Origin of the sequence: Burkholderia sp. THE68 (genome assembly GCF_009938265.1) — a bacterium.
GTDB lineage: Bacteria > Pseudomonadota > Gammaproteobacteria > Burkholderiales > Burkholderiaceae > Caballeronia.
This window is the reverse complement of the sequence record NZ_AP022316.1, coordinates 407,482-426,511: the sequence shown is the minus strand read 5'-3', so window position 1 is coordinate 426,511 and position 19,030 is coordinate 407,482. Positions and strand designations below refer to the sequence as shown.

At 62.9% G+C, this 19,030-nt stretch carries 18 protein-coding genes; 4 read left to right on the top strand and 14 right to left on the bottom strand.

All coding sequences use genetic code 11. The features are described 5' to 3' along the window. Window positions 1–5 precede the first annotated feature (5 nt). The 3 genes from BTHE68_RS15475 to BTHE68_RS15465 all read right to left on the bottom strand — a co-directional run bounded on the left by BTHE68_RS15475 (window position 6) and on the right by BTHE68_RS15465 (window position 3,766). On the bottom strand, window positions 6–1,580 hold the full coding sequence (locus tag BTHE68_RS15475; protein ID WP_162067215.1) for a DHA2 family efflux MFS transporter permease subunit: 1,575 nt from the start codon (window positions 1,578–1,580) through the stop codon (window positions 6–8). Between the two features lie 11 nt (window positions 1,581–1,591). After that, window positions 1,592–2,683: an HlyD family secretion protein gene (locus BTHE68_RS15470; protein WP_162067214.1), complete on the bottom strand. Its 1,092-nt coding sequence runs from the start codon at window positions 2,681–2,683 to the stop codon at window positions 1,592–1,594. 153 nt (window positions 2,684–2,836) lie between these two features. Further along, window positions 2,837–3,766, bottom strand: coding sequence for a LysR family transcriptional regulator (locus tag BTHE68_RS15465; protein WP_162068215.1), 930 nt, complete (start codon window positions 3,764–3,766; stop codon window positions 2,837–2,839). Between the two features lie 179 nt (window positions 3,767–3,945). On the opposite strand from BTHE68_RS15465, the gene BTHE68_RS15460 reads away from it, so the two are divergent. Further along, entirely contained in the window at window positions 3,946–4,482 is a 537-nt protein-coding gene (locus tag BTHE68_RS15460) for a carboxymuconolactone decarboxylase family protein (RefSeq protein ID WP_162067213.1), read from the top strand. Here BTHE68_RS15460 and BTHE68_RS15455 read toward each other — a convergent pair. The 3 genes from BTHE68_RS15455 to BTHE68_RS15445 form a co-directional block, all read right to left on the bottom strand. Next, window positions 4,479–5,252, bottom strand: a complete 774-nt coding sequence (locus tag BTHE68_RS15455; RefSeq protein ID WP_162067212.1) for a slipin family protein — start codon at window positions 5,250–5,252, stop codon at window positions 4,479–4,481. The two genes, BTHE68_RS15460 and BTHE68_RS15455, sit on opposite strands and share 4 nt — an antisense overlap. 25 nt (window positions 5,253–5,277) lie before the next feature. Then, a complete protein-coding gene (locus BTHE68_RS15450) occupies window positions 5,278–6,684 on the bottom strand; it encodes an NfeD family protein (RefSeq protein WP_232078003.1) in 1,407 nt (468 codons plus the stop codon). 76 nt (window positions 6,685–6,760) lie between these two features. Beyond that, window positions 6,761–7,246, bottom strand: coding sequence for a BON domain-containing protein (locus BTHE68_RS15445; RefSeq protein WP_162067211.1), 486 nt, complete (start codon window positions 7,244–7,246; stop codon window positions 6,761–6,763). A gap of 98 nt (window positions 7,247–7,344) precedes the next feature. Between BTHE68_RS15445 and BTHE68_RS15440 the strand changes: the two genes are divergently transcribed. The 3 genes from BTHE68_RS15440 (at window position 7,345) to BTHE68_RS15430 (ending at window position 9,514) form a co-directional block, all read left to right on the top strand. Next, window positions 7,345–7,764: a secondary thiamine-phosphate synthase enzyme YjbQ gene (locus BTHE68_RS15440; RefSeq protein ID WP_162067210.1), complete on the top strand. Its 420-nt coding sequence runs from the start codon at window positions 7,345–7,347 to the stop codon at window positions 7,762–7,764. Between the two features lie 81 nt (window positions 7,765–7,845). After that, on the top strand, window positions 7,846–9,087 hold the full coding sequence (locus tag BTHE68_RS15435; RefSeq protein ID WP_232078033.1) for an aspartate carbamoyltransferase: 1,242 nt from the start codon (window positions 7,846–7,848) through the stop codon (window positions 9,085–9,087). 94 nt (window positions 9,088–9,181) lie between these two features. Then, complete coding sequence (locus BTHE68_RS15430) at window positions 9,182–9,514, top strand: hypothetical protein (RefSeq protein WP_162067208.1); 333 nt, start codon at window positions 9,182–9,184, stop codon at window positions 9,512–9,514. Window positions 9,515–9,651: 137 nt separating this feature from the next. Here BTHE68_RS15430 and BTHE68_RS15425 read toward each other — a convergent pair whose 3' ends face one another. The 8 genes from BTHE68_RS15425 to BTHE68_RS15390 form a co-directional block, all read right to left on the bottom strand. Continuing rightward, window positions 9,652–9,960 (bottom strand): BrnT family toxin, encoded by a 309-nt coding sequence (locus BTHE68_RS15425; RefSeq protein ID WP_162067207.1) that lies wholly within the window; start codon window positions 9,958–9,960, stop codon window positions 9,652–9,654. A 421-nt stretch (window positions 9,961–10,381) separates the two neighbouring features. Beyond that, window positions 10,382–10,657 (bottom strand): BrnT family toxin, encoded by a 276-nt coding sequence (locus BTHE68_RS15420; protein WP_162067206.1) that lies wholly within the window; start codon window positions 10,655–10,657, stop codon window positions 10,382–10,384. A gap of 109 nt (window positions 10,658–10,766) precedes the next feature. Continuing rightward, window positions 10,767–11,531 carry a CDP-diacylglycerol diphosphatase gene (locus tag BTHE68_RS15415; RefSeq protein ID WP_232078002.1) on the bottom strand — a complete coding sequence of 255 codons (765 nt, stop codon included), beginning with the start codon at window positions 11,529–11,531 and terminating at the stop codon, window positions 10,767–10,769. A gap of 125 nt (window positions 11,532–11,656) precedes the next feature. After that, complete coding sequence (gene hydA / locus BTHE68_RS15410; protein WP_162067204.1) at window positions 11,657–13,120, bottom strand: dihydropyrimidinase; 1,464 nt, start codon at window positions 13,118–13,120, stop codon at window positions 11,657–11,659. A 58-nt stretch (window positions 13,121–13,178) separates the two neighbouring features. Then, complete coding sequence (locus BTHE68_RS15405) at window positions 13,179–14,666, bottom strand: NCS1 family nucleobase:cation symporter-1 (RefSeq protein ID WP_162067203.1); 1,488 nt, start codon at window positions 14,664–14,666, stop codon at window positions 13,179–13,181. 67 nt (window positions 14,667–14,733) lie between these two features. Further along, window positions 14,734–16,020: an NAD-dependent dihydropyrimidine dehydrogenase subunit PreA gene (gene preA / locus BTHE68_RS15400; protein WP_162067202.1), complete on the bottom strand. Its 1,287-nt coding sequence runs from the start codon at window positions 16,018–16,020 to the stop codon at window positions 14,734–14,736. Between the two features lie 21 nt (window positions 16,021–16,041). Continuing rightward, window positions 16,042–17,376 (bottom strand): NAD(P)-dependent oxidoreductase, encoded by a 1,335-nt coding sequence (locus BTHE68_RS15395; RefSeq protein WP_162067201.1) that lies wholly within the window; start codon window positions 17,374–17,376, stop codon window positions 16,042–16,044. An 86-nt stretch (window positions 17,377–17,462) separates the two neighbouring features. Then, window positions 17,463–18,743 carry a Zn-dependent hydrolase gene (locus BTHE68_RS15390; protein WP_162067200.1) on the bottom strand — a complete coding sequence of 427 codons (1,281 nt, stop codon included), beginning with the start codon at window positions 18,741–18,743 and terminating at the stop codon, window positions 17,463–17,465. Between the last annotated feature and the right edge of the window lie 287 nt (window positions 18,744–19,030).

Here is a 19,030-nt window from a genome sequence, read left to right as displayed (position 1 = left end):
GATGGTCAATGTGCATCGGACGAAGGCGGCGCGCTCGTGATCGGCTTCGCGAACATCACGGTCATCAGGCCGAACAGGAAGCACAGCGCGAGCACGTAGAAGCAATCGGCGAAGGTCAGCACGAGCGCTTCGCGCATCACGAGCGCATGCAACGATGCGAGGCCCGCTTGCGACGCATTCAGCGCATCGCCCGCGGCGGATGCGAGATGCGCCGAGCTGCGCGCGAGCAGATCGTCGATGACGGGACGGCCCACCGTCACGTTCTCGTTCAGACGCAGATAGTGCAGGTTGAGACGATCGTTGAGCATCGTCGCGCTCACCGCGATACCGATCGCGCCGCCGAGATTGCGCATCAGATTGAACAGTCCGCTCGCCGATTTGAGGCGCGACGGCGGCAGCGAACCGAGCGCCATCGTGACGATGGGCGGCACCGCGAACTGCTGGCCGATGCCGCGCAACGCCTGCGGGAGGAGGAACTGTTGCCAGCCCCAGTCGTGCGTCAACGGCGTATAGAAATAACAGCCCGCGCCGAAGCAGATCAGACCGAATGCGAGCAGCACGCGCATGTCGATGAAGCGCGACGCGAACGCATATACGCCGATCGACAGCAACTGGAAGCAACCGACGGAAAGCAGCACGAGACCCGTATCCAGCGAATCGAAGCCGCGCACGCGCGCGAGAAACACCGGCGTCAGAAACACCGACACGAAGATGCCGATGCCCGTCACGAACGACAGCAGACTGCCTATCGCGAAGTTGCGCACCGCGAGCGCGCGCAGATCGACGATCGGATCCTTCGCCGTGAACGCGTGCACGAAAAACAGAAAGCCGCAGATCGCCGAGATCCATGCACACACGATGATCGCATCGTCGCCGAACCAGTTCTTTCGCGGCCCTTCTTCGAGCACGTATTCCAGGCAGCCGAGAAAGCCCGACATCAGCACGATACCGAGATAATCGCCCTTCTTCAGCAGCGGAAGATTCGGCTCGTCGACGTGCACATACTTCGGCACCAGCAGCGCGACGACGAGGCCCGGCACCACGTTCAGATAAAAGAGCCAGTGCCATGACCATTGATCGGTGATCCATCCGCCGATCACCGGCCCGACCGCCGGCGCGAGCGACGCGAGCGCGCCGATCGTCGTCGATGCAATCAATCGCTGCTTGCCGGGGAACAGCACGAAGGCGGTCGTGAAGACGGTCGGGATCATCGCGGCGCCGGCCGCGCCTTGCAGGCCGCGAAAGAGGATCATCGAATTGATGTCCCACGCGATGCCGCACAGCATGCTCGTGATCGTGAAACCGATCGCCGACGCGACGAACAGCCAGCGCGTGGAGAACACTTTCGAGAGCCAGCCCGACATCGGAATGACGAGGATCTCGGCGATCAGATACGAGGTCTGCACCCAGGACAATTCGTCCTGACTCGCGGACAGGCCGCCGCCGATGTCCTTCAGCGACGACGCCACGATCTGGATATCGAGCGTCGCCATGAAGAAGCCGAGGCACATCAGCGCGAACGCGAACACGCGCTGTTTGATCGGCTGGCTCGTGGGATCGAGGGGAACGGTGTGGGTCATCGCCGCGCCCCTCAACCGTTCGACTGCTTGGCGAGATGAACCTTGACCGTCGCGGAGAGACCCGGACGCAGCACGGCTTCCATGCCCTTCGGCACGTCGAGACGGATTCGCACGGGCACGCGCTGCACGATCTTCGTGAAGTTGCCGGTGGCGTTCTCGGCGGGCAGCACGCTGAAGGTCGCGCCGGTCGCGGGCGCGAGGCTCTCGACATGGCCGGTGAGCGGCACGCTCGATGCATCGAGTTCGACGTCGGCTTCGTCGCCCGCGCGCATCTTCTTCAGTTGATCTTCCTTGAAGTTGGCGTCGACCCAAAGACCGGTGGACGGCACCACGGTCAAGAGCGACGTGCCGACATTCGCGAGCACGCCCACGCGGGCCGTGCGATTGCCGACGTAGCCATCGACGGGCGCGCGGATCGTGGTGTATTCGACATTCAGCTCGGCGACGCGACGCGCGGCCTCGACCGTCGCGACACGCGCCTGCGCATCCGCGATCTGCGCTTCGATGACGCTCAACTGACGCTTCGCGGCAACCAGCGACGCGCCGCTGCGATCCACCGCCGCCTGCGCCTTCGTATAGTCCGCGTCCGCCCGCTCGACGATCTGGTTCGATACGGCGTCGTCCTTCACGAGTTCGCGATAGCGCACCCGGTCCTGCCCGCTGCGCGTCAGCTCCGCCGACGATGCGCGCACTTCCGCCTGCTGCTGATTGATCACGGCCGCCTGCAGCGCATCCTTGGCCTGCAGCTCGACGACCGCCGCGCGGGCGCTCGACAGTTCGGCATCCGCTTGCGCGAGGCGCGCGTCGTAGTCGCGCGAATCGAGGCGGATCAGAACCTGACCCGCCTTGACGCGCTGGTTGTCCTGCACGAGCACATCGGTGACGAAGCCGTTCACCTTTGGCGCGAGCACGGTGACATCGCCGCCGACGTAGGCATCGTCGGTCGTCTGAACGAAGCGCAGCACGAGCGCCCAGTATGTCGCCGCAGCGATCAACGCAATCCCGACCAGGCCGAGCGCGAGCAGCATCCAGGGAATCTTGCGCGCCGGCCGCGCGAGGGCGGGCGCGGCAACCGAGGGGAGATCCGTCACAGGAGTCGTCATTTGTGATTATAGTGCATATGCACAATCTAGATTGAGAGAAAGGGCAAATCCGCTGCCCGTCATAGCCCGGAAGACTAATTGTGCATATGCACCAAGTCAACTGTCACCGGACGCACGAATGAATAACGCTGCCGGAAAGAATCGCGCAGCGCCTTATGCCGTAAGGCTTCGCGTGTCGGATAGCAGGCTGTCGCCGGCGCAAAACTGCACTGCGTGCTCGACGAACGCCCGCACCTTGGCCGGCAACAGCGCGCGCGTGCTGTACGCGATGCGAATCTCGATGGCCGCATCGACGCGTTCATAGGCATCGAGCAGCGTGACGAGCCTGCCTGCCGCCACCTCGTGCGCGACCAGCGCGGTCGGCAGCACGCCGATGCCGAGGCCTTGCAGCACCATCTCGCGATTGAATACGGCGCTGTTCGACGCGATGTCGTGATTGAGCGGCACGCGCACGTCCTCGCCGCCGATGCGAAACGTGAGCGCAGGCTTGCGGATCGACGGAGACATCGGCACGAACTGATGATCGACCAGTTCGGACGGATGGCGCGGCGCGGGACGCTGCGCGAGATATGCCGGGCTCGCGACGAGCACGAGCGGAATGGTTTCGAGCAGACGCGTGACGACGGTATCGGTGGAGAGCATGAAAGGCAGCACGATGGCGAGATCGTAGCCTTCGCCGACGAGATCGATGGGCCGCTCGGTCAGCGTGACGTCGAGGCGCACCTGCGGATGCGCGCGCCTGAAGCTGGCGACGAGCGGCGCGTAACGGCTCGTCATGACCGTCGTATGGGCGACGAGCCGCAGCAGTCCAGTTGCTTCGCTTGCGCGGTTCGACGCGCGTTCTTCCATGGCCTGGAGTTCGTCGAGCAGACGCGAGCAGTCGATGAAAAAACGCTCGGCGGTTTCGGTCAGCGAGATCTGCCGCGTCGTGCGATTGAAGAGCCGGCTGCCGAGCCGCTCTTCGAGGCCCGCGATCGCGCGCGACACGACGGGCGGCGACAAGCCGAGTATGTCGGCCGCACGCGCGAAGCTCTTCGCTTCGACTACCGTGCAAAACACCTTCAGGCTCGTCAGATGATCCATGTGCGTGATCGTGATGCGTGCGGGAGCCTCGATCATGGCATGAAGCGGCGCGCCATGCCCGACACGATGAGACGATCGCGCGGTTTTACGAGCCGCGCGAGCATTCACGCGGGAGCGGCGCGCGCCTAAAGTTCACCCATGCCATCCAGATGGCCAACCAGTGAACCAAGGAGCACACCATGTCACGTCTTTCCCAGATCAATGTCAACGAAGCCACGGGCGTCACCGCCGATCTGTTCGCCGCGATCAAGAAGGCAGTCGGCCGAGTGCCGAACGCCTACGCGACCATCGGCACGCACAGCCCTGCCGCGCTCGGCGCCACGCTCAACGGCGATGCGATTCTCGCGAAGAGCAGCCTGAGCAAGGCCGATGTCGAGGCGATCAAGCTCGCCGTCAGCGAACTCGCGGGTTGTGATTACTGTGCCGCTGCGCATACGGTCGTCGGGAAGATGGTCGGGCTTTCGCAAGAGGAAACGCAACAGATCCGCGCGGGTGAAGCGACTGGCAATGCGAAGCGTGATGCGCTCGTGAAGTTCGTGCGCTACGTTACGGGTTCTACCGGCACGATCGACGCGGCGCGTCTGGGCGAAGTGCGCGAAGCTGGCTACTCGGAAGCGCAAGTGATCGATGCGTTGTTCGCGATGAGCGTCATCAACTTCACGAACCTCGTGAATCGGGTGAACGACACGACGATCGACTTCCCGGCGCTCGTCTAAGTCTTCGCGGTACCCTTGGAAAGCCGGTCGATCACGGAACTCACGAGATCGATCGGTATCGGAAAGACGATCGTCGAGTTCTTGTCGCCGGCAATCGTCGTGAGGGTTTGCAGATACCGCAACTGCATCGCCTGCGGCGCCTGAGCGAGCATCTGCGCCGCCTGCAAGAGTTTTTCGGAAGCCTGCAACTCGCCTTCCGCATGAATGATCTTCGCGCGACGCTCGCGCTCCGCTTCTGCCTGCCGGGCAATCGCACGAATCATCGTCTCGTTGATGTCGACGTCCTTGATCTCCACGTTCGACACCTTGATGCCCCACGCGTCCGTCTGCGAATCGAGCACGCGCTGGATGTCGCTGTTGAGACGCTCGCGCTCGGACAGCAGTTCATCGAGCTCGTGTTTGCCGAGAATCGCGCGCAAGGTGGTTTGCGAGAGCTGGCTGGTCGCCTCGAGAAAGCGCGCGACCTGAATCACCGCCTTCTCCGGATCGACGACACGAAAGTACACGACCGCATTCACCTTCACCGAGACGTTGTCGCGCGTGATGACATCCTGCGGCGGCACGTCGAACACGACGGTGCGAAGGTCCATGCGCACGACCTGCTGCACGACCGGAATGATGAGCACGAGTCCCGGTCCTTTCACTTTCCAGAAGCGCCCGAGCATGAACACGACGCCGCGTTCGTACTCGCGAAAAATCCGCACCGCCGACGCCACGATGAAAATAACGAGCGCGATCAGAATCCCGCTGAAACCAAAAGTAAGCCCCATTTTTCAAGCCTCGTTGTCGATGTGTTCAGGAATGGCCGGCCTCGCGCTCTCCTTCGAGCGGCTCGACGGTCAGCGTGAGACCGTGACGCGAAATCACCCGCACGCGCGCGCCTTCGCCCGGCAATGCCGCCTGCGCGGCCGAGCGCACGCGCCAGCGTTCGCCCTGCACGCGCGCCCAGCCGTTGCCAACATCGGGCGCCGCGCCTTCGTTCGTCAGCATCACGCCGACACTGCCGAGCATCGCTTCGGCGCCGCTCACGACGGGCCGCTTGCGCGCCTTCAACGCGACGCCCGACACGGTGAAGACGAACAGCGCCGTAAAGAGCGCGAGCCCGATGACGACACCGATCGGAACGCCGAAGCCGGGAACATCGGTATCGATCAGCATCAGCGCGCCGATCGCGAACGCGATCACTCCGCCGATGCCGAGCGAGCCGAACGTCGGCAGAAACATTTCCGCGACCAGGAAGCCCAGTCCGAGCACGATCAACCCCAGTCCGACGAAATTGATGGGCAAGAGTTGCAGAGCGAACAATCCGACCAGCAGACAGATCGCGCCCGCGACGCCCGGCAGCACCATGCCGGGATTGGCGAACTCGAAGAAGAGCCCGTACATGCCGATCATCATCAGAATGAGCGCGACGCTCGGGTCCGTGATCGTCGCGAGAAAGCGGCTGCGCCAGTCCGGTTGCAGCGCGAGCAGAGGCGCCTGCTTCGTCGCGAGCACGTGAGCCCCGCTCGCGGTGGTCACGCGCCGGCCGTCGAGTTTCGCGAGCAGATCGGGCACGTCGCTGGCGGTCAGGTCGATCACTTTCTGCTCCAGCGCTTCCGTCGCCGAGAGCGCCACCGCTTCGCGCACCGCGCGCTCGGCCCATTGCACGTTGCGCCCGCGCAATTGCGCGAGGCCGCGTATGTAGGCGGCGGCGTCCTGCATCTGCTTGCGGGTTTCGGTCGACTGTGCGGTCGCGGCCTTGCTCGCACCCGCCGGCTCGCGCTCCGATCCGCCCAGGCCGAGCTGAACCGGCGACGCCGCGCCGAGATTCGTGCCGGGCGCCATCGCCGCGATATGGCTCGCGTAGGTGATGTACGTGCCCGCGCTCGCCGCGCGCGCGCCGCTCGGCGCGATGAACGCGGCGACCGGCACCGGCGACGCGAGAATCGCCTGAATGATCGAGCGCATCGAGAGATCGAGTCCGCCCGGCGTGTCGAGTTCGAGCACGGCAAGTTGCGCGTGTTCGTCGGCGGCGCGGGCGAGCGCGCGCACGACGAAATCCGCGCTCGCCGGGCCGATCGCGCCTTTGAGCGGAATCACGACGACCGGCGCGGCGGCGGCTGCGCTTATCGGCGTGCTTATCGGCGTGATCAGGCACGCGAACAGCAGCAGCGCGCGGCACACGCGCCTCCACAGCCAGTCAGCGAGGTTCGTTCTCATCGGCGAAAACCGCGGGCGCGGGCGCGCCACGGTTCCTCGTGTTCGGTCTCCCTTTCAGCTTAGGCCAATTACGCGATCACGGCCGCCGTGTCGTGCGGTCGATGACCTTTTCGACATCGGCCGTCTCGCCGAGCGCCGATACGAAGCGCGCCTCGTCGAAATCGCGCGACACGCAGCCGTCGAGATAGATGAAGCGGCGCTGCAGCGTGAGCCACAGGCTCGTTTTCTCGCGCCACTGCAGCGACGCGTTCAGCGAATTCAGACGCCGCGTCACGCTTTCGGCGATTTCCTTGTCGTAGTCGTAGCTGTTCGCGAGACGGCAGCGGCCCGCGATCCAGCAACTGTTGCCGCGCTCGATGCGGTAATGCGCTTCGTCGAGCCATTCCTGCGTTGTTTCGAGCGGGCCGAGCGGCGCGGCGCAATCCGCAATCGCGCTCGATACGTGCAGAAAGGGATCGTTGCCGCGGTTCTCCCGCGTGTCGTCGGCGCGCGATGCGAGCGATGATGCGGCCAGCACGGCGAGCGCGAACACCGTTCTGCCTTTTGAAATCCTCTTGTTCATCGTGCGCGCCTCTGAACGAGCCATCGTCCAGACAGCATAACGTTGCGCGGAGAAGCCGGTAAACTCTCCGTGTGGCCACTTCTCGCAGCGAGACCGACATGAAACAGGCACTTCATCATCTGACGGTCGCGACAGGCTCGCGCGGCCTGCACGAAGTCACCCGCGACATCGATCACTGGATCGATCTTCAGGACGTCCGCACCGGCCTGCTCACGCTGTTTTGCCGCCATACGTCGGCATCGCTGCTGATTCAGGAGAACGCCGACCCCGACGTGCGTGCGGACCTCGAGCGCTATTTCGAAACGGTGGCGCCCGAGGCGCCCGGCCGTTACGTGCACGACACTGAAGGTCCGGACGACATGCCCGCGCATCTGCGCACCGCGCTCACCAACGTGCAGTTGTCGATTCCGGTCGAAGCCGGCCGGATGGTGCTCGGTACGTGGCAAGGGATCTACGTATTCGAGCATCGGACGGCGCAGCAAGATCGCGAACTCGTCTTGCATCTGATCGGCGAGTGACCTAGTATACGCACCGCGTATATTCTGGGAGCGGTGACGGTGACTCAAGATCTCCAGCAGCAAACGATTCTTCGCGACGCCATGCGGCGCCTGAACATGACTCGCGACGCGTTCGCAGCGCGCATCGGCGTGACGCGGCGGGCGCTCGATACGTGGCTGCTGCCGGACGAATCGCCGGAATCGCGCGCGATGCCGGAAATCGCGGCGCGCTATGTCGGTGAGATTCTGGGCGGCATGCCGGACGCGTCCGCATATACGCAAAGCGCATATCCGTCGATCGAATTCGAAGGTCGGCCGCAACTGCTCTCGATCGACCAGTTTTCGCGCGAATCGGCTGAAGCGCTGTTCCGCACGGCGGACATGATGCAGCCCATCGCGCGCCGCAAGAAGATCACGCGCGTGCTCGAAGGCGCGGTGCTCGCCAATCTGTTCTTCGAAGCCAGCACCCGCACCCGCGTGAGCTTCGGCGCGGCGTTCGCGCGGCTGGGCGGTTCGGTCTGCGACACGACCGGCTTCACCTTTTCGTCGATGGCGAAGGGCGAGTCGATCTACGACACGAGCCGCGTCATCAGCGGCTATGCGGACGCGATCGTCGTGCGGCATCCGGAGCAAGGCTCGGTCGCCGAATTCGCGCGCGCAACGAATATTCCCGTCATCAATGCCGGCGACGGTCCCGGCGAGCATCCGAGCCAGGCGCTGCTGGATCTGTACACGATCCAGCGCGAGTTCTCGCGGCTCGGAAAAATCGTCGATGGCGCGCATATCGCGATGGTCGGCGATCTCAAATACGGCCGCACCGTGCATTCGCTCGCCAAGCTGCTCTCACTCTACAAGGGGCTGAAGTTCACGCTCGTGTCGCCGCGCTCGCTGGAGATGCCGGCGCATATCGTCGATCGCATCACGCGCGGCGATCACGTGATCGAGCAGACGAGCGACCTGCGCGCGGGACTCGTGGGCGCGGACGTCGTGTACGCGACGCGCATTCAGAAAGAGCGTTTCGCCGATGAGTCCATCGAAGGCTATACGCCGGATTTCCAGATCAATCAGGCGCTCGTCGACGATGCATGCGGTCGCGACACGCTCATCATGCATCCGCTGCCGCGCGACAGCCGCCCCGGCGCGAACGATCTCGCCACCGACCTGAACCACGACTCGCGCCTCGCGATCTTTCGCCAGACCGACAACGGCATTGCGGTGCGAATGGCGATTTTCGCGGTGCTGCTGGGCGTCGAGCATCAGGTGCGCCATTCGATGCGCGACGCGGCGTGGAAATCGCCCGCTTCGATCGGCCCGGACGATGCCGTGTTCCAAGGCTTCGATTGATACGTTTTTTACACGCCGCACCCATCTCTTGGCGTGACGTTTATTAAAGGCGGCCTATGCTTCTACACAAGGAATACGTGAGGGAGCAACAGTCATGGATATGTCGCTTGCATGGGTTGCCAGCCGTGGAAAATTACATGCTGAAGGTTTCAGCGCGTGCCAGCGGGTTCGCATTCTGGCGCTGGCTCGATTCGCGGATAGCGAGGCGTCGCGAGAGCGTATCCGCGCGCTGTTTCATTCGCCGCTCGGAATTTATGTGAGTCAGGCGCAGCGTGAAGGCTGCGAGTTGCGGCTCGAATTCGATACGGCCAGAGAGGACCTCGCGTTCACGCTGCGCACGTTGAAACGTGTGCTGCCGGAAGCGTGTGTCGAGGAAATCGCGCCGCGTGTGTTTGCGCATCGGGCATGCACGCGCGGCGCGGATTGACAGCTCATGCTTTCGATGACTCGATCAGATCCGGATGATGCTCGCGCATGAATTCGGCGTATGGCTTCATCCGTTTGAAGTCTTCGTCGGAAAGTTCCCATGTGTCCGGATCCAGTGCGATCCCTCGATTGATTTCTTCATTCTCCTCGGGCGTGGGAAGGATGAAGCCATTTACGGTTCTTTGCATCTCGATTTACCTCTCGGTCGTTTGCGCGGCGCAGGCTGATGATGCGCCGCGCCTCGTTTCTCCACGTGAAGACCACGCAGAATATTCGGCCGCGGATAGGCGTGTAGCCCACCTCACGGACCTCTCCATAATCCCGACGATCGTCTACCTCCAGCACGACATCGTTCCATGCAATCTCTCTCGCAAGGCCAAGCGATACGCCGTGCTGTATCCGATTGATCGCATCCTTTAACGGGTCAAACGTGATGTCGAAGTGCATTCATTGTGGTTCCCAGAAATAGAAATGACAAGGCGCGAAAGTTCTGATTTGCGGATTGCGATTAATCCGAAGTCCGAACGATTCGCGTCACTTCATTCTTCTGAAAACCTCAATGCTTTTCTATAGACCGATTGGCTAACGAGCACGTATGCTTCTGCAACTTTTCCGACGACGCTCAGTTGCCCGTTTGGAGCGCATGTTGACGAGATCACGCGTGTGTTTGCGCGTCGATCAAGCACGCGCGGCGCGGGTTAAACGTCACGCTGCCGACGGCTCGCTAGCCATCGACCGCTCTTGCTGATAACGGGGGGATATTTTCAGTTTCAGAAAGTCATCGTAGGAAAGATTCCACGTATCCGGATCAAGTTCGATGCCTCGCTGAATCTCGGCCTCTTCTTCAGGCGTGGGAAGGATGTATCCTTTATACGTTTGGCGCATATCGGTTTATCTCTCTTTTGTTGGCACGGCGCAGACTGATGATGCGCCGCTTTTTGCTTCTAAGCGTGTACACCACGCAGAAAATGTGGCCGCGAATCGGCGCGAATCCAACTTCGCGAACCTCTCCGTAATCGCGACGACCGTCCAGCCTCGGCACGACACCATCCCATGCGATTTCTCCCGCAAGGTCAAGCGACACGCCATGCTGTATCCGATTGATCGCGTCCTTCAACGGGTCAAACGTGATGTCGAAGTGCATTCATTGTGGTTCCCAGAAGTAGAAGTGACAAGGCGCGAAAGTTCTTATTTGCGGATTGCGATTAATCTGAAGTCCGAACGATTCGCGTCACTTCATTCTTCTGAAAACCTCAAGGCTTTTCTATAGACCGATTGGCTAACGAGCACGTGTGATCCTGCAGCTCTTCCGACGACGCCCAGTTGCCCGGCTGGACGTGATCGTTGAGCAGAAAGAATGCAGGCGCGCCATCGCCGCGCACGGCGCCTGCGAGCAACAGCGTCTGTTCGCCCATCGTCTGGCCGCGACGGGCGGCATAGGGTGCGACAAGCTTGAAGGGATCGGTATGAGCGAGATCGGCGTCGTCGATGCGGATCGCGCTATAGACATGGCCGCGCAGCCGCACCGGCAGCGGCGCCCACTCGGTGCCGATGCCCGGCCCCACTTCGCGCAGCGTCTGCGCGACATCGGACGCGAGGCAATCGATATGGATATGCAACTGGTTCTGCGTGCGCCCGCTCGCGGAATTGATCGCGAGCGAAACCTCATCGCGCGGCAACGTGCGACGCAGCGCTCGATCCACATACACGCGCGCATGCCACGCATCGCGAAAGTAGTTCGGCGCATTCGGCTGGAGCAATTCGGGGCTTTCGATGCCGCTCACACGCGCCGTCGGAATCAGCAGATACTGCGCGATGCCGACGATATCCTTCAGCACCGCATAGCCGCCCGGAAGATTCACGTCCGCGCATTTCTGCCGCACGTGCGCGCCCTCGGCGGCAGGCTCGCAATAATCGTGGACGATCTCCCATAGCGCGTTCGGATTGGCCGCGCACGCGAGCGGCAGACAGAGGACGCCTAGCGCGGCGAGGAAGCGGAGTGTCGTTTTGCTTTTCATCGGCATGATCGGGCGGCGAAAGATAAACAGCCTGCCGGATTATGCTTGCAAGCGCGTGAAAGCGCTTCGAAACGCGACAAAGCCCCGCGTCACGAGGACGCCGGGGCTTTTTCGGCAAACGCGACTCAGGCCGCTTCGGCGCGATTCACCGGATGCGGTTCCTTCAGCTTGTTCGCGACGCGCGCCGCCTCGAAGTACGACGCGTTCGGCGGACGCTTCAGATACTGCCCGGCGCCGCGCTCCGCGCGCAGATCGCCGTTCGCCCATGCGAGCGCGCCGCGCGTGAGCGTGTGCGTCGCGACGCCTTGCACCGTCATGCCTTCGAAGACGTTGAAGTCCACCTTCTGATGATGCGTCTTCACGGAGATCGTGCGCGTCGCCGCCGGATCCCATACGACGAGGTCCGCGTCCGCGCCCACCTGCACCGCGCCCTTGCGCGGATAAAGATTGAAGATCTGCGCGGCATTGGTCGAGGTCACGCGCACGAACTCGTTCGGCGTGAGACGTCCCATGTTGACGCCGTGATGCCACAGCACCGACATGCGATCCTCCACCCCGCCGCAGCCGTTGGGGATGCGCGTGAAGTCCTCGCGTCCCATCGCCTTCTGCGATGCGCAGAACACGCAGTGATCGGTCGCCGTCGTATGCAGTTGACCCGATTGCAGTCCGCGCCACAACGCCTCGCGATGCTCGCTCGTGCGAAACGGCGGGCTCATCACGTGCGCGGCGGCGCGCGTCCAGTCCGGATCGCGGTACACCGATTCATCGATCACGAGATGTCCCGGCAGCACTTCGCCGAACACGCGCAGCCCATCGTTGCGCGCCTTCGCGATCACATCGACGGCATCTTTCGCCGACACGTGCACGATATAGAGCGGCACGCCGAGCACTTGGGCGATGCGGATCGCTCGATTGGCCGCCTCACCCTCCACTTCGGGCGGACGGGAGAGCGGATGCGCTTCCGGCCCTGTGAAGCCCTTCGCAAGCAGTTGCTTTTGCAACTGAAAGACGAGCTCGCCGTTTTCCGCGTGCACCGTCGGCAGCGCGCCAAGTTCGAGCGAGCGCGTGAAACTGTTCACGAGCACTTCGTCGTCGGCCATGATCGCGTTCTTGTAGGCCATGAAGTGCTTGAAGCTCGACACGCCGTGTTCGTGCACGAGCAGGCCCATGTCGCGATGCACGGACTCGTCCCACCACGTCACCGCAACGTGAAAGCCGTAATCCGCCGATGCCTTTTCGGCCCAGCCGCGCCATTCCTTGAACGCGTCCATGAGCGGCTGCTTCGGGCTCGGAATCACGAAGTCGATGATGCTCGTCGTGCCGCCCGACAGCCCCGCCGCCGTGCCGGTGTAGAAATCGTCGCTTGCTGTCGTGCCCATGAAGGGCAGTTCCATGTGAGTATGCGGATCGATACCGCCGGGCATGATGTACTGGCCACCGGCGTCGATGATCTGTGTATCGGCGGGGAGGTCGAGATCGGCGCCAATGGCGAGGATCGTTCCGCCCGCTTGCGGGTCTGCGCAGAGCACGTCGGCGCGGTAGGTGCGGTCGGCGTCGATGATCGTGCCGCCGCGGATCAGGATAGGCATGAGGGTCTCCTGGGGTTGTTCGGTTGCTTGGTTCGGTTTCTATGGAATCAAAAAAATCTCAGGCACTCAAAACGCCGGCCCGCGGGCTCCCCCGCAACTTCATCCACGACCCATAGACGATAGCGGCAAGCACGAGCCCCACGAACCACGCATACGTGTAGAGCGTATTGAAGAACCCCGGCACGCCCGGAAACGAAGCCGGAAACGCGGTATGCAAAAACCCCGGCAAATTCGGCAACACGCCGACCAGAAGCGCGACGACCGCTGCGATATTCCAGCCGCCGCTATACGAATACTCCCCGTCTTCATCAAAGAGTTCGCGATGATCGAGCTCTGTGCCGCGAATGAAAAAGTAATCGACCATCATGATGCCCGCAACCGGCCCGAGCAGCGCCGAATACCCGACGAGCCAGGTAAAGATATACCCTTGCGTGGTCGCGAGAATCTTCCACGGCATCATGACGATGGCGATCGTCGCCGTGATCATGCCGCCCGCGCGATAGGAAATCCCCTTCGGCCAGAGACTCGAAAAATCATAAGCAGGCCCGACGAGATTTGCAGCAAGATTGCAGCACATCGTATCGAGCGTGAGGATGACGAGCGCGACCCCCACGCCGATGCCCGTCATGCGGCTCGTAAGGTCGATCGGGTCCCAGATCGCCTTGCCATAGATCACGACCGTTGCCGAGGTCACCACGACCGAAATCACCGAAAGCAGCGCCATCGGAAAAGGCAGCCCGATCGATTGCCCGATCACCTGATCGCGCTGCGAACGGGCAAAGCGCGTGAAGTCGGGAATATTGAGCGCAAGCGTCGCCCAGAAGCCGACCATCGCCGTGAGGCCCGGCCAGAACGTCGCCCAGAAAAGGCCTTCCTTCTTGCCGCCAACAACGAACTGCGAAGGCGCCGAAAGCATCGAGCCGATGCCGCCCGCCTTCGTCGTCGCCCACCAGACGAGCGCGACGCACATCACGACCTTGATCGGCGCCGACCAGCTTTCGAGCCAGCGAATCGAATCCGTGCCGTGCCAGATGAAGTAGAGCTGCAGCGCCCAGAACACGAGAAAACACGCGAGCTGACCGAGCGAAATATCGATCAGGGGCAGCGCCGCGCCGTGCATGGCGTTGCCGGTGAGGATATTCAGGAGCGTATAGATCGCACTGCCGCCCAGCCACGTTTGAATGCCGTACCATCCGCACGCGACGATCGCGCGCAGCAACGCCGGCAGCTTCGCGCCCTGCGTGCCGAACGACGACCGCACGAGCACCGCATACGGAATGCCGTGCTTCGCCCCCGCGTGGCCGATCAGCAACATCGGCACCAGCACGATCACGTTGCCGAGCAATACCGTCGCGACCGCCTGCCACGGCGACATGCCCTGATCGGTGAGACCCGCAGCCAGCATGTACGACGCGATGTTCATCACCATGCCGACCCATAGCGCCGCGAAGTGATACCACTTCCAGGTGCGCTGCGCGGGGCCGGTCGGTGCGAGATCCTCGTTGTACAGACTGCTCGTCTCGACGTTATGCGCTGTCTGATTCATCGGATGCACTCCGCTTGAGTGTGCTGTTGATCATGGAAAATTCAACGACGACGAGCGCTGCTTATGATCACGCCGCTTTCGCGGGCTCCTCTGCCACGACGCGAGCCGGATTGTTCGGATGCGTGGTCCAGTTCGCGTATTCGCCGGCATCGACGCGTTCCATCGTGATGCACTGCTCGACCGGGCACACATGCATGCACAGATTGCAGCCGACGCATTCCGAATCCACCACTTCGAAACGCCGCTTGCCGTCCTTCTCCTTCAGGATCGCCTGATGCGACGTGTCCTCGCAGGCGATATGACACAGCCCGCACTGGATGCACTTGTCCTGATCGATGCGCGCCTTGATGTCGTACTTGAGATTGAGATACTTCCAGTCCGTCACGTTCGCCACCGCGCGGCCGCGAATGTCGTCGAGCGTCGCGTAGCCTTTCTCGTCCATCCAGTTCGAGAGGCCATCGGCGAGATCGGAGACGATGCGAAAGCCGTAGTGCATCGCCGCCGTGCATACCTGTACGCTGCCCGCGCCGAGCACCATGAACTCGGCCGCATCGCGCCACGATGAAATTCCGCCGATGCCCGAGATCGGCAGATTCGGCGTCTCGGGATCGCGCGCGATTTCCGCGACCATGTTAAGCGCGATCGGCTTCACAGCCGGACCGCAATAACCGCCGTGCGTGCCCTTGCCATCGACGGTCGGCATCGGCGCCATCTGATCGAGATCGACCGCGACGATCGAGTTGATCGTGTTGATCAGCGACACGCCATCCGCCCCGCCCTTGAATGCCGCGCGCGAGCCCATGCGGATATCGCTGATGTTCGGTGTGAGCTTCACGAGGCACGGCAGCTTCGTGCCTTCCTTCACCCAGCGCGTGACCATCTCGATGTATTCGGGCACCTGTCCCACTGCCGCGCCCATGCCGCGCTCGCTCATCCCGTGCGGGCAGCCGAAGTTCAGTTCGACCGCGTCCGCGCCCGTATCCTCTACCTGCGTGAGAATCCACTTCCAGTCACGTTCGTTGCACGGCACCATCAGCGAGACGATCAACGCGCGGTCGGGCCAGTCGCGCTTCACCTGCTCGATCTCGCGAAGGTTCACGTCGAGCGGACGGTCGGTGATCAGTTCGATGTTGTTCAGCCCCGCGATGCGCTGCCCGTTCCATTGCACCGCGCCGTAGCGCGAACTCACGTTGACTACGTGCGGATCGAGCCCGAGCGTCTTCCACACGACGCCGCCCCAACCCGCCTCGAACGCGCGGTTGACGTTGTAGGCCTTGTCGGTCGGCGGCGCGGACGCGAGCCAGAAAGGATTCGGCGACGTGATGCCGGCGATGTTGCAAGTCAGATCGGCCATGTTTTTTCGCTCCTTTATCGGTCAGGCGGCTTTGATCGCAGTCAGCTCGAACGAGGCGTCGATGGACGCCGCCGCGAGCTTGCCGTCCTGCACGGCCTGCACGGTGAGATCGAGTCCTTCATGGGTCGCGCAATCGCCGCCGGCCCACACTTTCGCGAGCGTCGTCTGACGGTTTTCATCGGTCACGATGCGCCCTTCGTCGAGCGTCAGAAGCGCCCGATCGACGCCGATCGGCACGAGCGTCTGACCGATCGCCTTCAGCACCATGTCCGCTTCGATCACGAAGCGTTGCGCGTCACGCTCGAACTCGACGCCGGTCACGACACCGTTATCGCCGATCAATCGCACGGGCTTCGCGTGCGTGACGATGCTCACGCCGTTGGTCTGCGCGAACTCGCGCTCGGCCCACGTCGCGCTCATGTTCTCGACGCCGCGCCGGTACGCCATCGTCACGTTGGTCGCGCCGAGCTTCCGGCTCTGTACGCACGCATCGACCGCGGTATTGCCACCGCCGATCACGACCACGCGCCGTCCGACCGCCACGCTCGCGAGGTCATCGGCCTGACGCACTTGTTCGATGAAATCGACCGCGTCCATCACGCCATCGAGCGATGCGCCTTCGAGCGCGAGCTCACGCACGCCCGCGAGACCGAACGCGATGAACACCGCGTCGTACTGCTTGCGCAACTCGTCGAGCGTGAAGTCGCGGCCGAGGGACTGCCCCGCTTTGATCTCGATACCGCCGATCGAATATAGCCATTCGATCTCGCGCTGCGCATAGTCCTCGACCGTCTTGTACGCGGCGATGCCGTATTCGTTGAGGCCGCCGGGTTTTTCCCGTGCATCGAAAATCACCGCGTGATGTCCGGCCAATGCAAGCCGGTACGCGCACGCGAGCCCCGCCGGTCCCGCGCCGACGATCGCGATGCGTCGTCCGGTCTCCGGCGCGCGCTTGAACAACGCGACGCCCTTCTCCATCGCCCAGTCGGTCGCATGACGTTGCAGCGCGCCGATCTTCACCGGTTCGTCGCCAGGATGATTGCGCACGCAACTACCTTCGCAAAGAATCTCGGTCGGGCACACGCGCGCGCACATGCCGCCGAGCGGATTCGCCGACAGAATATCGACGGCCGCGCCCTTCAGGTTGCCGTTGCCGATCTTGCGGATGAAGCCAGGAATGTCGATGCTCGTCGGGCACGCCTGCACGCATGGCGCGTCGTAGCAGTAGTGGCAGCGGCTCGCGGCGGCTGCCGCGGCAGTGGCGTCGAGCAGCGGCGCGACGTCCGCGAATTCGCATGCGAGCTGCTCGTGCGTGAGGCGATGGCTCGCGATATCGCCGGTCTGTTTCAGGGTCATGCGCGTTCCTTGTGAAGACGTACGACTACCCGCCGTCCGCGTGTCGTGACGCGGACGGTGCTGAACGTAAAAGAGAAAAGCGCTGCCTACGAAGCCGGTTCCGACGCGCGCTCCAGCATCGCGTGCAGCAGCACGTTCGCGCCCGCCTCGATCCACTCCTGCGACGCGTCTTCGATTTCGTTATGGCTGATGCCGTCGACGCAAGGCACGAACACCATCGACGTCGGCGCGACCTGCGAGAGATAGCACGCGTCGTGGCCCGCGCCCGACACCATGTCGCGATGCGAATAGCCGAAGCGCTGCGCCGCCGCGCGCACGGAAGCCACGCAAGCGGCATCGAACTTCACGGGCTCGTAGTAGAAGATCTGTTCGAGTTCGGTCGACAGGCCGATCGCGCCCGCGATGCGCTCGACGCCTTCACGCAGCGCGGCGTCCATGCGCGCGAGCACGGCATCGTCGGGATGACGGAAATCGACGGTGAAGAACACGCGGCCGGGAATCACGTTGCGCGAGTTCGGATGCACCTGCATCATGCCGACCGTCGCACACGCGAGCGGCGCATGGTCGAGGCCGATGCGGTTCACGAGATCCACCACGCGCGACGCGCCGAGCAGCGCGTCCTTGCGGCGCGGCATCGGCGTGGGGCCTGCGTGCGCTTCCTGGCCCGTCAGCGTGATCTCGTACCAGCGCTGGCCTTGCGCATCGGTCACGACGCCGATCGTCTTGTCCTCGGCTTCGAGAATCGGCCCTTGCTCGATATGCAGTTCGAACGCCGCATGCAGCTTGCGGCCGCCGCACGGCAGATCGCCCGCATAGCCGATGCGCTTCAGTTCCTCGCCGATCGTCTTGCCATCGACATCCTTGCGCGAGAGGCCGTAGTCGAGCGAGAACACGCCCGCGAACACGCCCGATGCGACCATCGCCGGGGCGAAGCGCGAACCTTCTTCGTTGGTCCAGATGACGACTTCGATCGGATGTTCGGTTTCGATGCCGCGATCGTTGAGCGTGCGGATCACTTCGAGCCCGCCGAGCACGCCGTAGATGCCGTCGAAGCGTCCGCCGGTCGGTTGGGAATCGGCGTGTGAGCCGGTCATCACGGGCAGTGCTTCGAGGTTGCGCCCCGCGCGGCGCATGAACACGTTGCCCATCTGATCGACGCTCACCGTGCAGCCCGCTTCCTTCGCCCAACTAACGATGAGGTCGCGCCCCTCCTTGTCGAGATCGGTCAGCGCGAGACGGCAGACGCCGCCTTTCGGTGTCGCGCCGATTTTGGCCATCGTCATCAGGCTGTCCCATAGACGTTGACCGTTGACCCTGATGGACGTATCGAGACCAGCCTCTCTGATTGCATCCGTTACAGCGTTCATTCGCCTCGCTCCTTACGATCTGACTTCGTATGTGAGTGACTTCGTTTCGTGCATGCCGGGCGTTCGCGGTGCAATGCCGCACGCGCCCGGTGCACGGTTTCTGTTATGCGATGAATGTTGCCGGCGACGCTTTTTCCACTGCTTCGAGCGCTCTTCAAATCCTGTCCAGTTGGACAGGTTGTAGCCGATTAAAATAAGCAAATCAACGTCTTTCGTGCGCGGGCAAACACGAAACCGTTTAAGCGATAAGCGTGCCATTGCAATGCAGCATCGGCTGGTACTGGTTC

Bases quoted from the DNA above. Each gene is read 5' to 3' on its own strand.
- BTHE68_RS15450 (WP_232078003.1), bottom strand. From the start codon at position 6,684: ATGAGAACGAACCTCGCTGACTGGCTGTGGAGGCGCGTGTGCCGCGCG.
- BTHE68_RS15465 (WP_162068215.1), bottom strand. From the start codon at position 3,766: ATGGATCATCTGACGAGCCTGAAGGTGTTTTGCACGGTAGTCGAAGCG.
- BTHE68_RS15415 (WP_232078002.1), bottom strand. From the start codon at position 11,531: ATGAAAAGCAAAACGACACTCCGCTTCCTCGCCGCGCTAGGCGTCCTC.
- BTHE68_RS15440 (WP_162067210.1), top strand. From the start codon at position 7,345: ATGAAACAGGCACTTCATCATCTGACGGTCGCGACAGGCTCGCGCGGC.
- hydA (WP_162067204.1), bottom strand. From the start codon at position 13,120: ATGCCTATCCTGATCCGCGGCGGCACGATCATCGACGCCGACCGCACC.
- BTHE68_RS15425 (WP_162067207.1), bottom strand. From the start codon at position 9,960: ATGCACTTCGACATCACGTTTGACCCGTTAAAGGATGCGATCAATCGG.
- BTHE68_RS15390 (WP_162067200.1), bottom strand. From the start codon at position 18,743: ATGAACGCTGTAACGGATGCAATCAGAGAGGCTGGTCTCGATACGTCC.
- preA (WP_162067202.1), bottom strand. From the start codon at position 16,020: ATGGCCGATCTGACTTGCAACATCGCCGGCATCACGTCGCCGAATCCT.
- BTHE68_RS15470 (WP_162067214.1), bottom strand. From the start codon at position 2,683: ATGACGACTCCTGTGACGGATCTCCCCTCGGTTGCCGCGCCCGCCCTC.
- BTHE68_RS15445 (WP_162067211.1), bottom strand. From the start codon at position 7,246: ATGAACAAGAGGATTTCAAAAGGCAGAACGGTGTTCGCGCTCGCCGTG.
- BTHE68_RS15475 (WP_162067215.1), bottom strand. From the start codon at position 1,580: ATGACCCACACCGTTCCCCTCGATCCCACGAGCCAGCCGATCAAACAG.
- BTHE68_RS15435 (WP_232078033.1), top strand. From the start codon at position 7,846: ATGCGGCGCCTGAACATGACTCGCGACGCGTTCGCAGCGCGCATCGGC.
- BTHE68_RS15395 (WP_162067201.1), bottom strand. From the start codon at position 17,376: ATGACCCTGAAACAGACCGGCGATATCGCGAGCCATCGCCTCACGCAC.
- BTHE68_RS15405 (WP_162067203.1), bottom strand. From the start codon at position 14,666: ATGAATCAGACAGCGCATAACGTCGAGACGAGCAGTCTGTACAACGAG.
- BTHE68_RS15430 (WP_162067208.1), top strand. From the start codon at position 9,182: ATGGATATGTCGCTTGCATGGGTTGCCAGCCGTGGAAAATTACATGCT.
- BTHE68_RS15420 (WP_162067206.1), bottom strand. From the start codon at position 10,657: ATGCACTTCGACATCACGTTTGACCCGTTGAAGGACGCGATCAATCGG.
- BTHE68_RS15460 (WP_162067213.1), top strand. From the start codon at position 3,946: ATGTCACGTCTTTCCCAGATCAATGTCAACGAAGCCACGGGCGTCACC.
- BTHE68_RS15455 (WP_162067212.1), bottom strand. From the start codon at position 5,252: ATGGGGCTTACTTTTGGTTTCAGCGGGATTCTGATCGCGCTCGTTATT.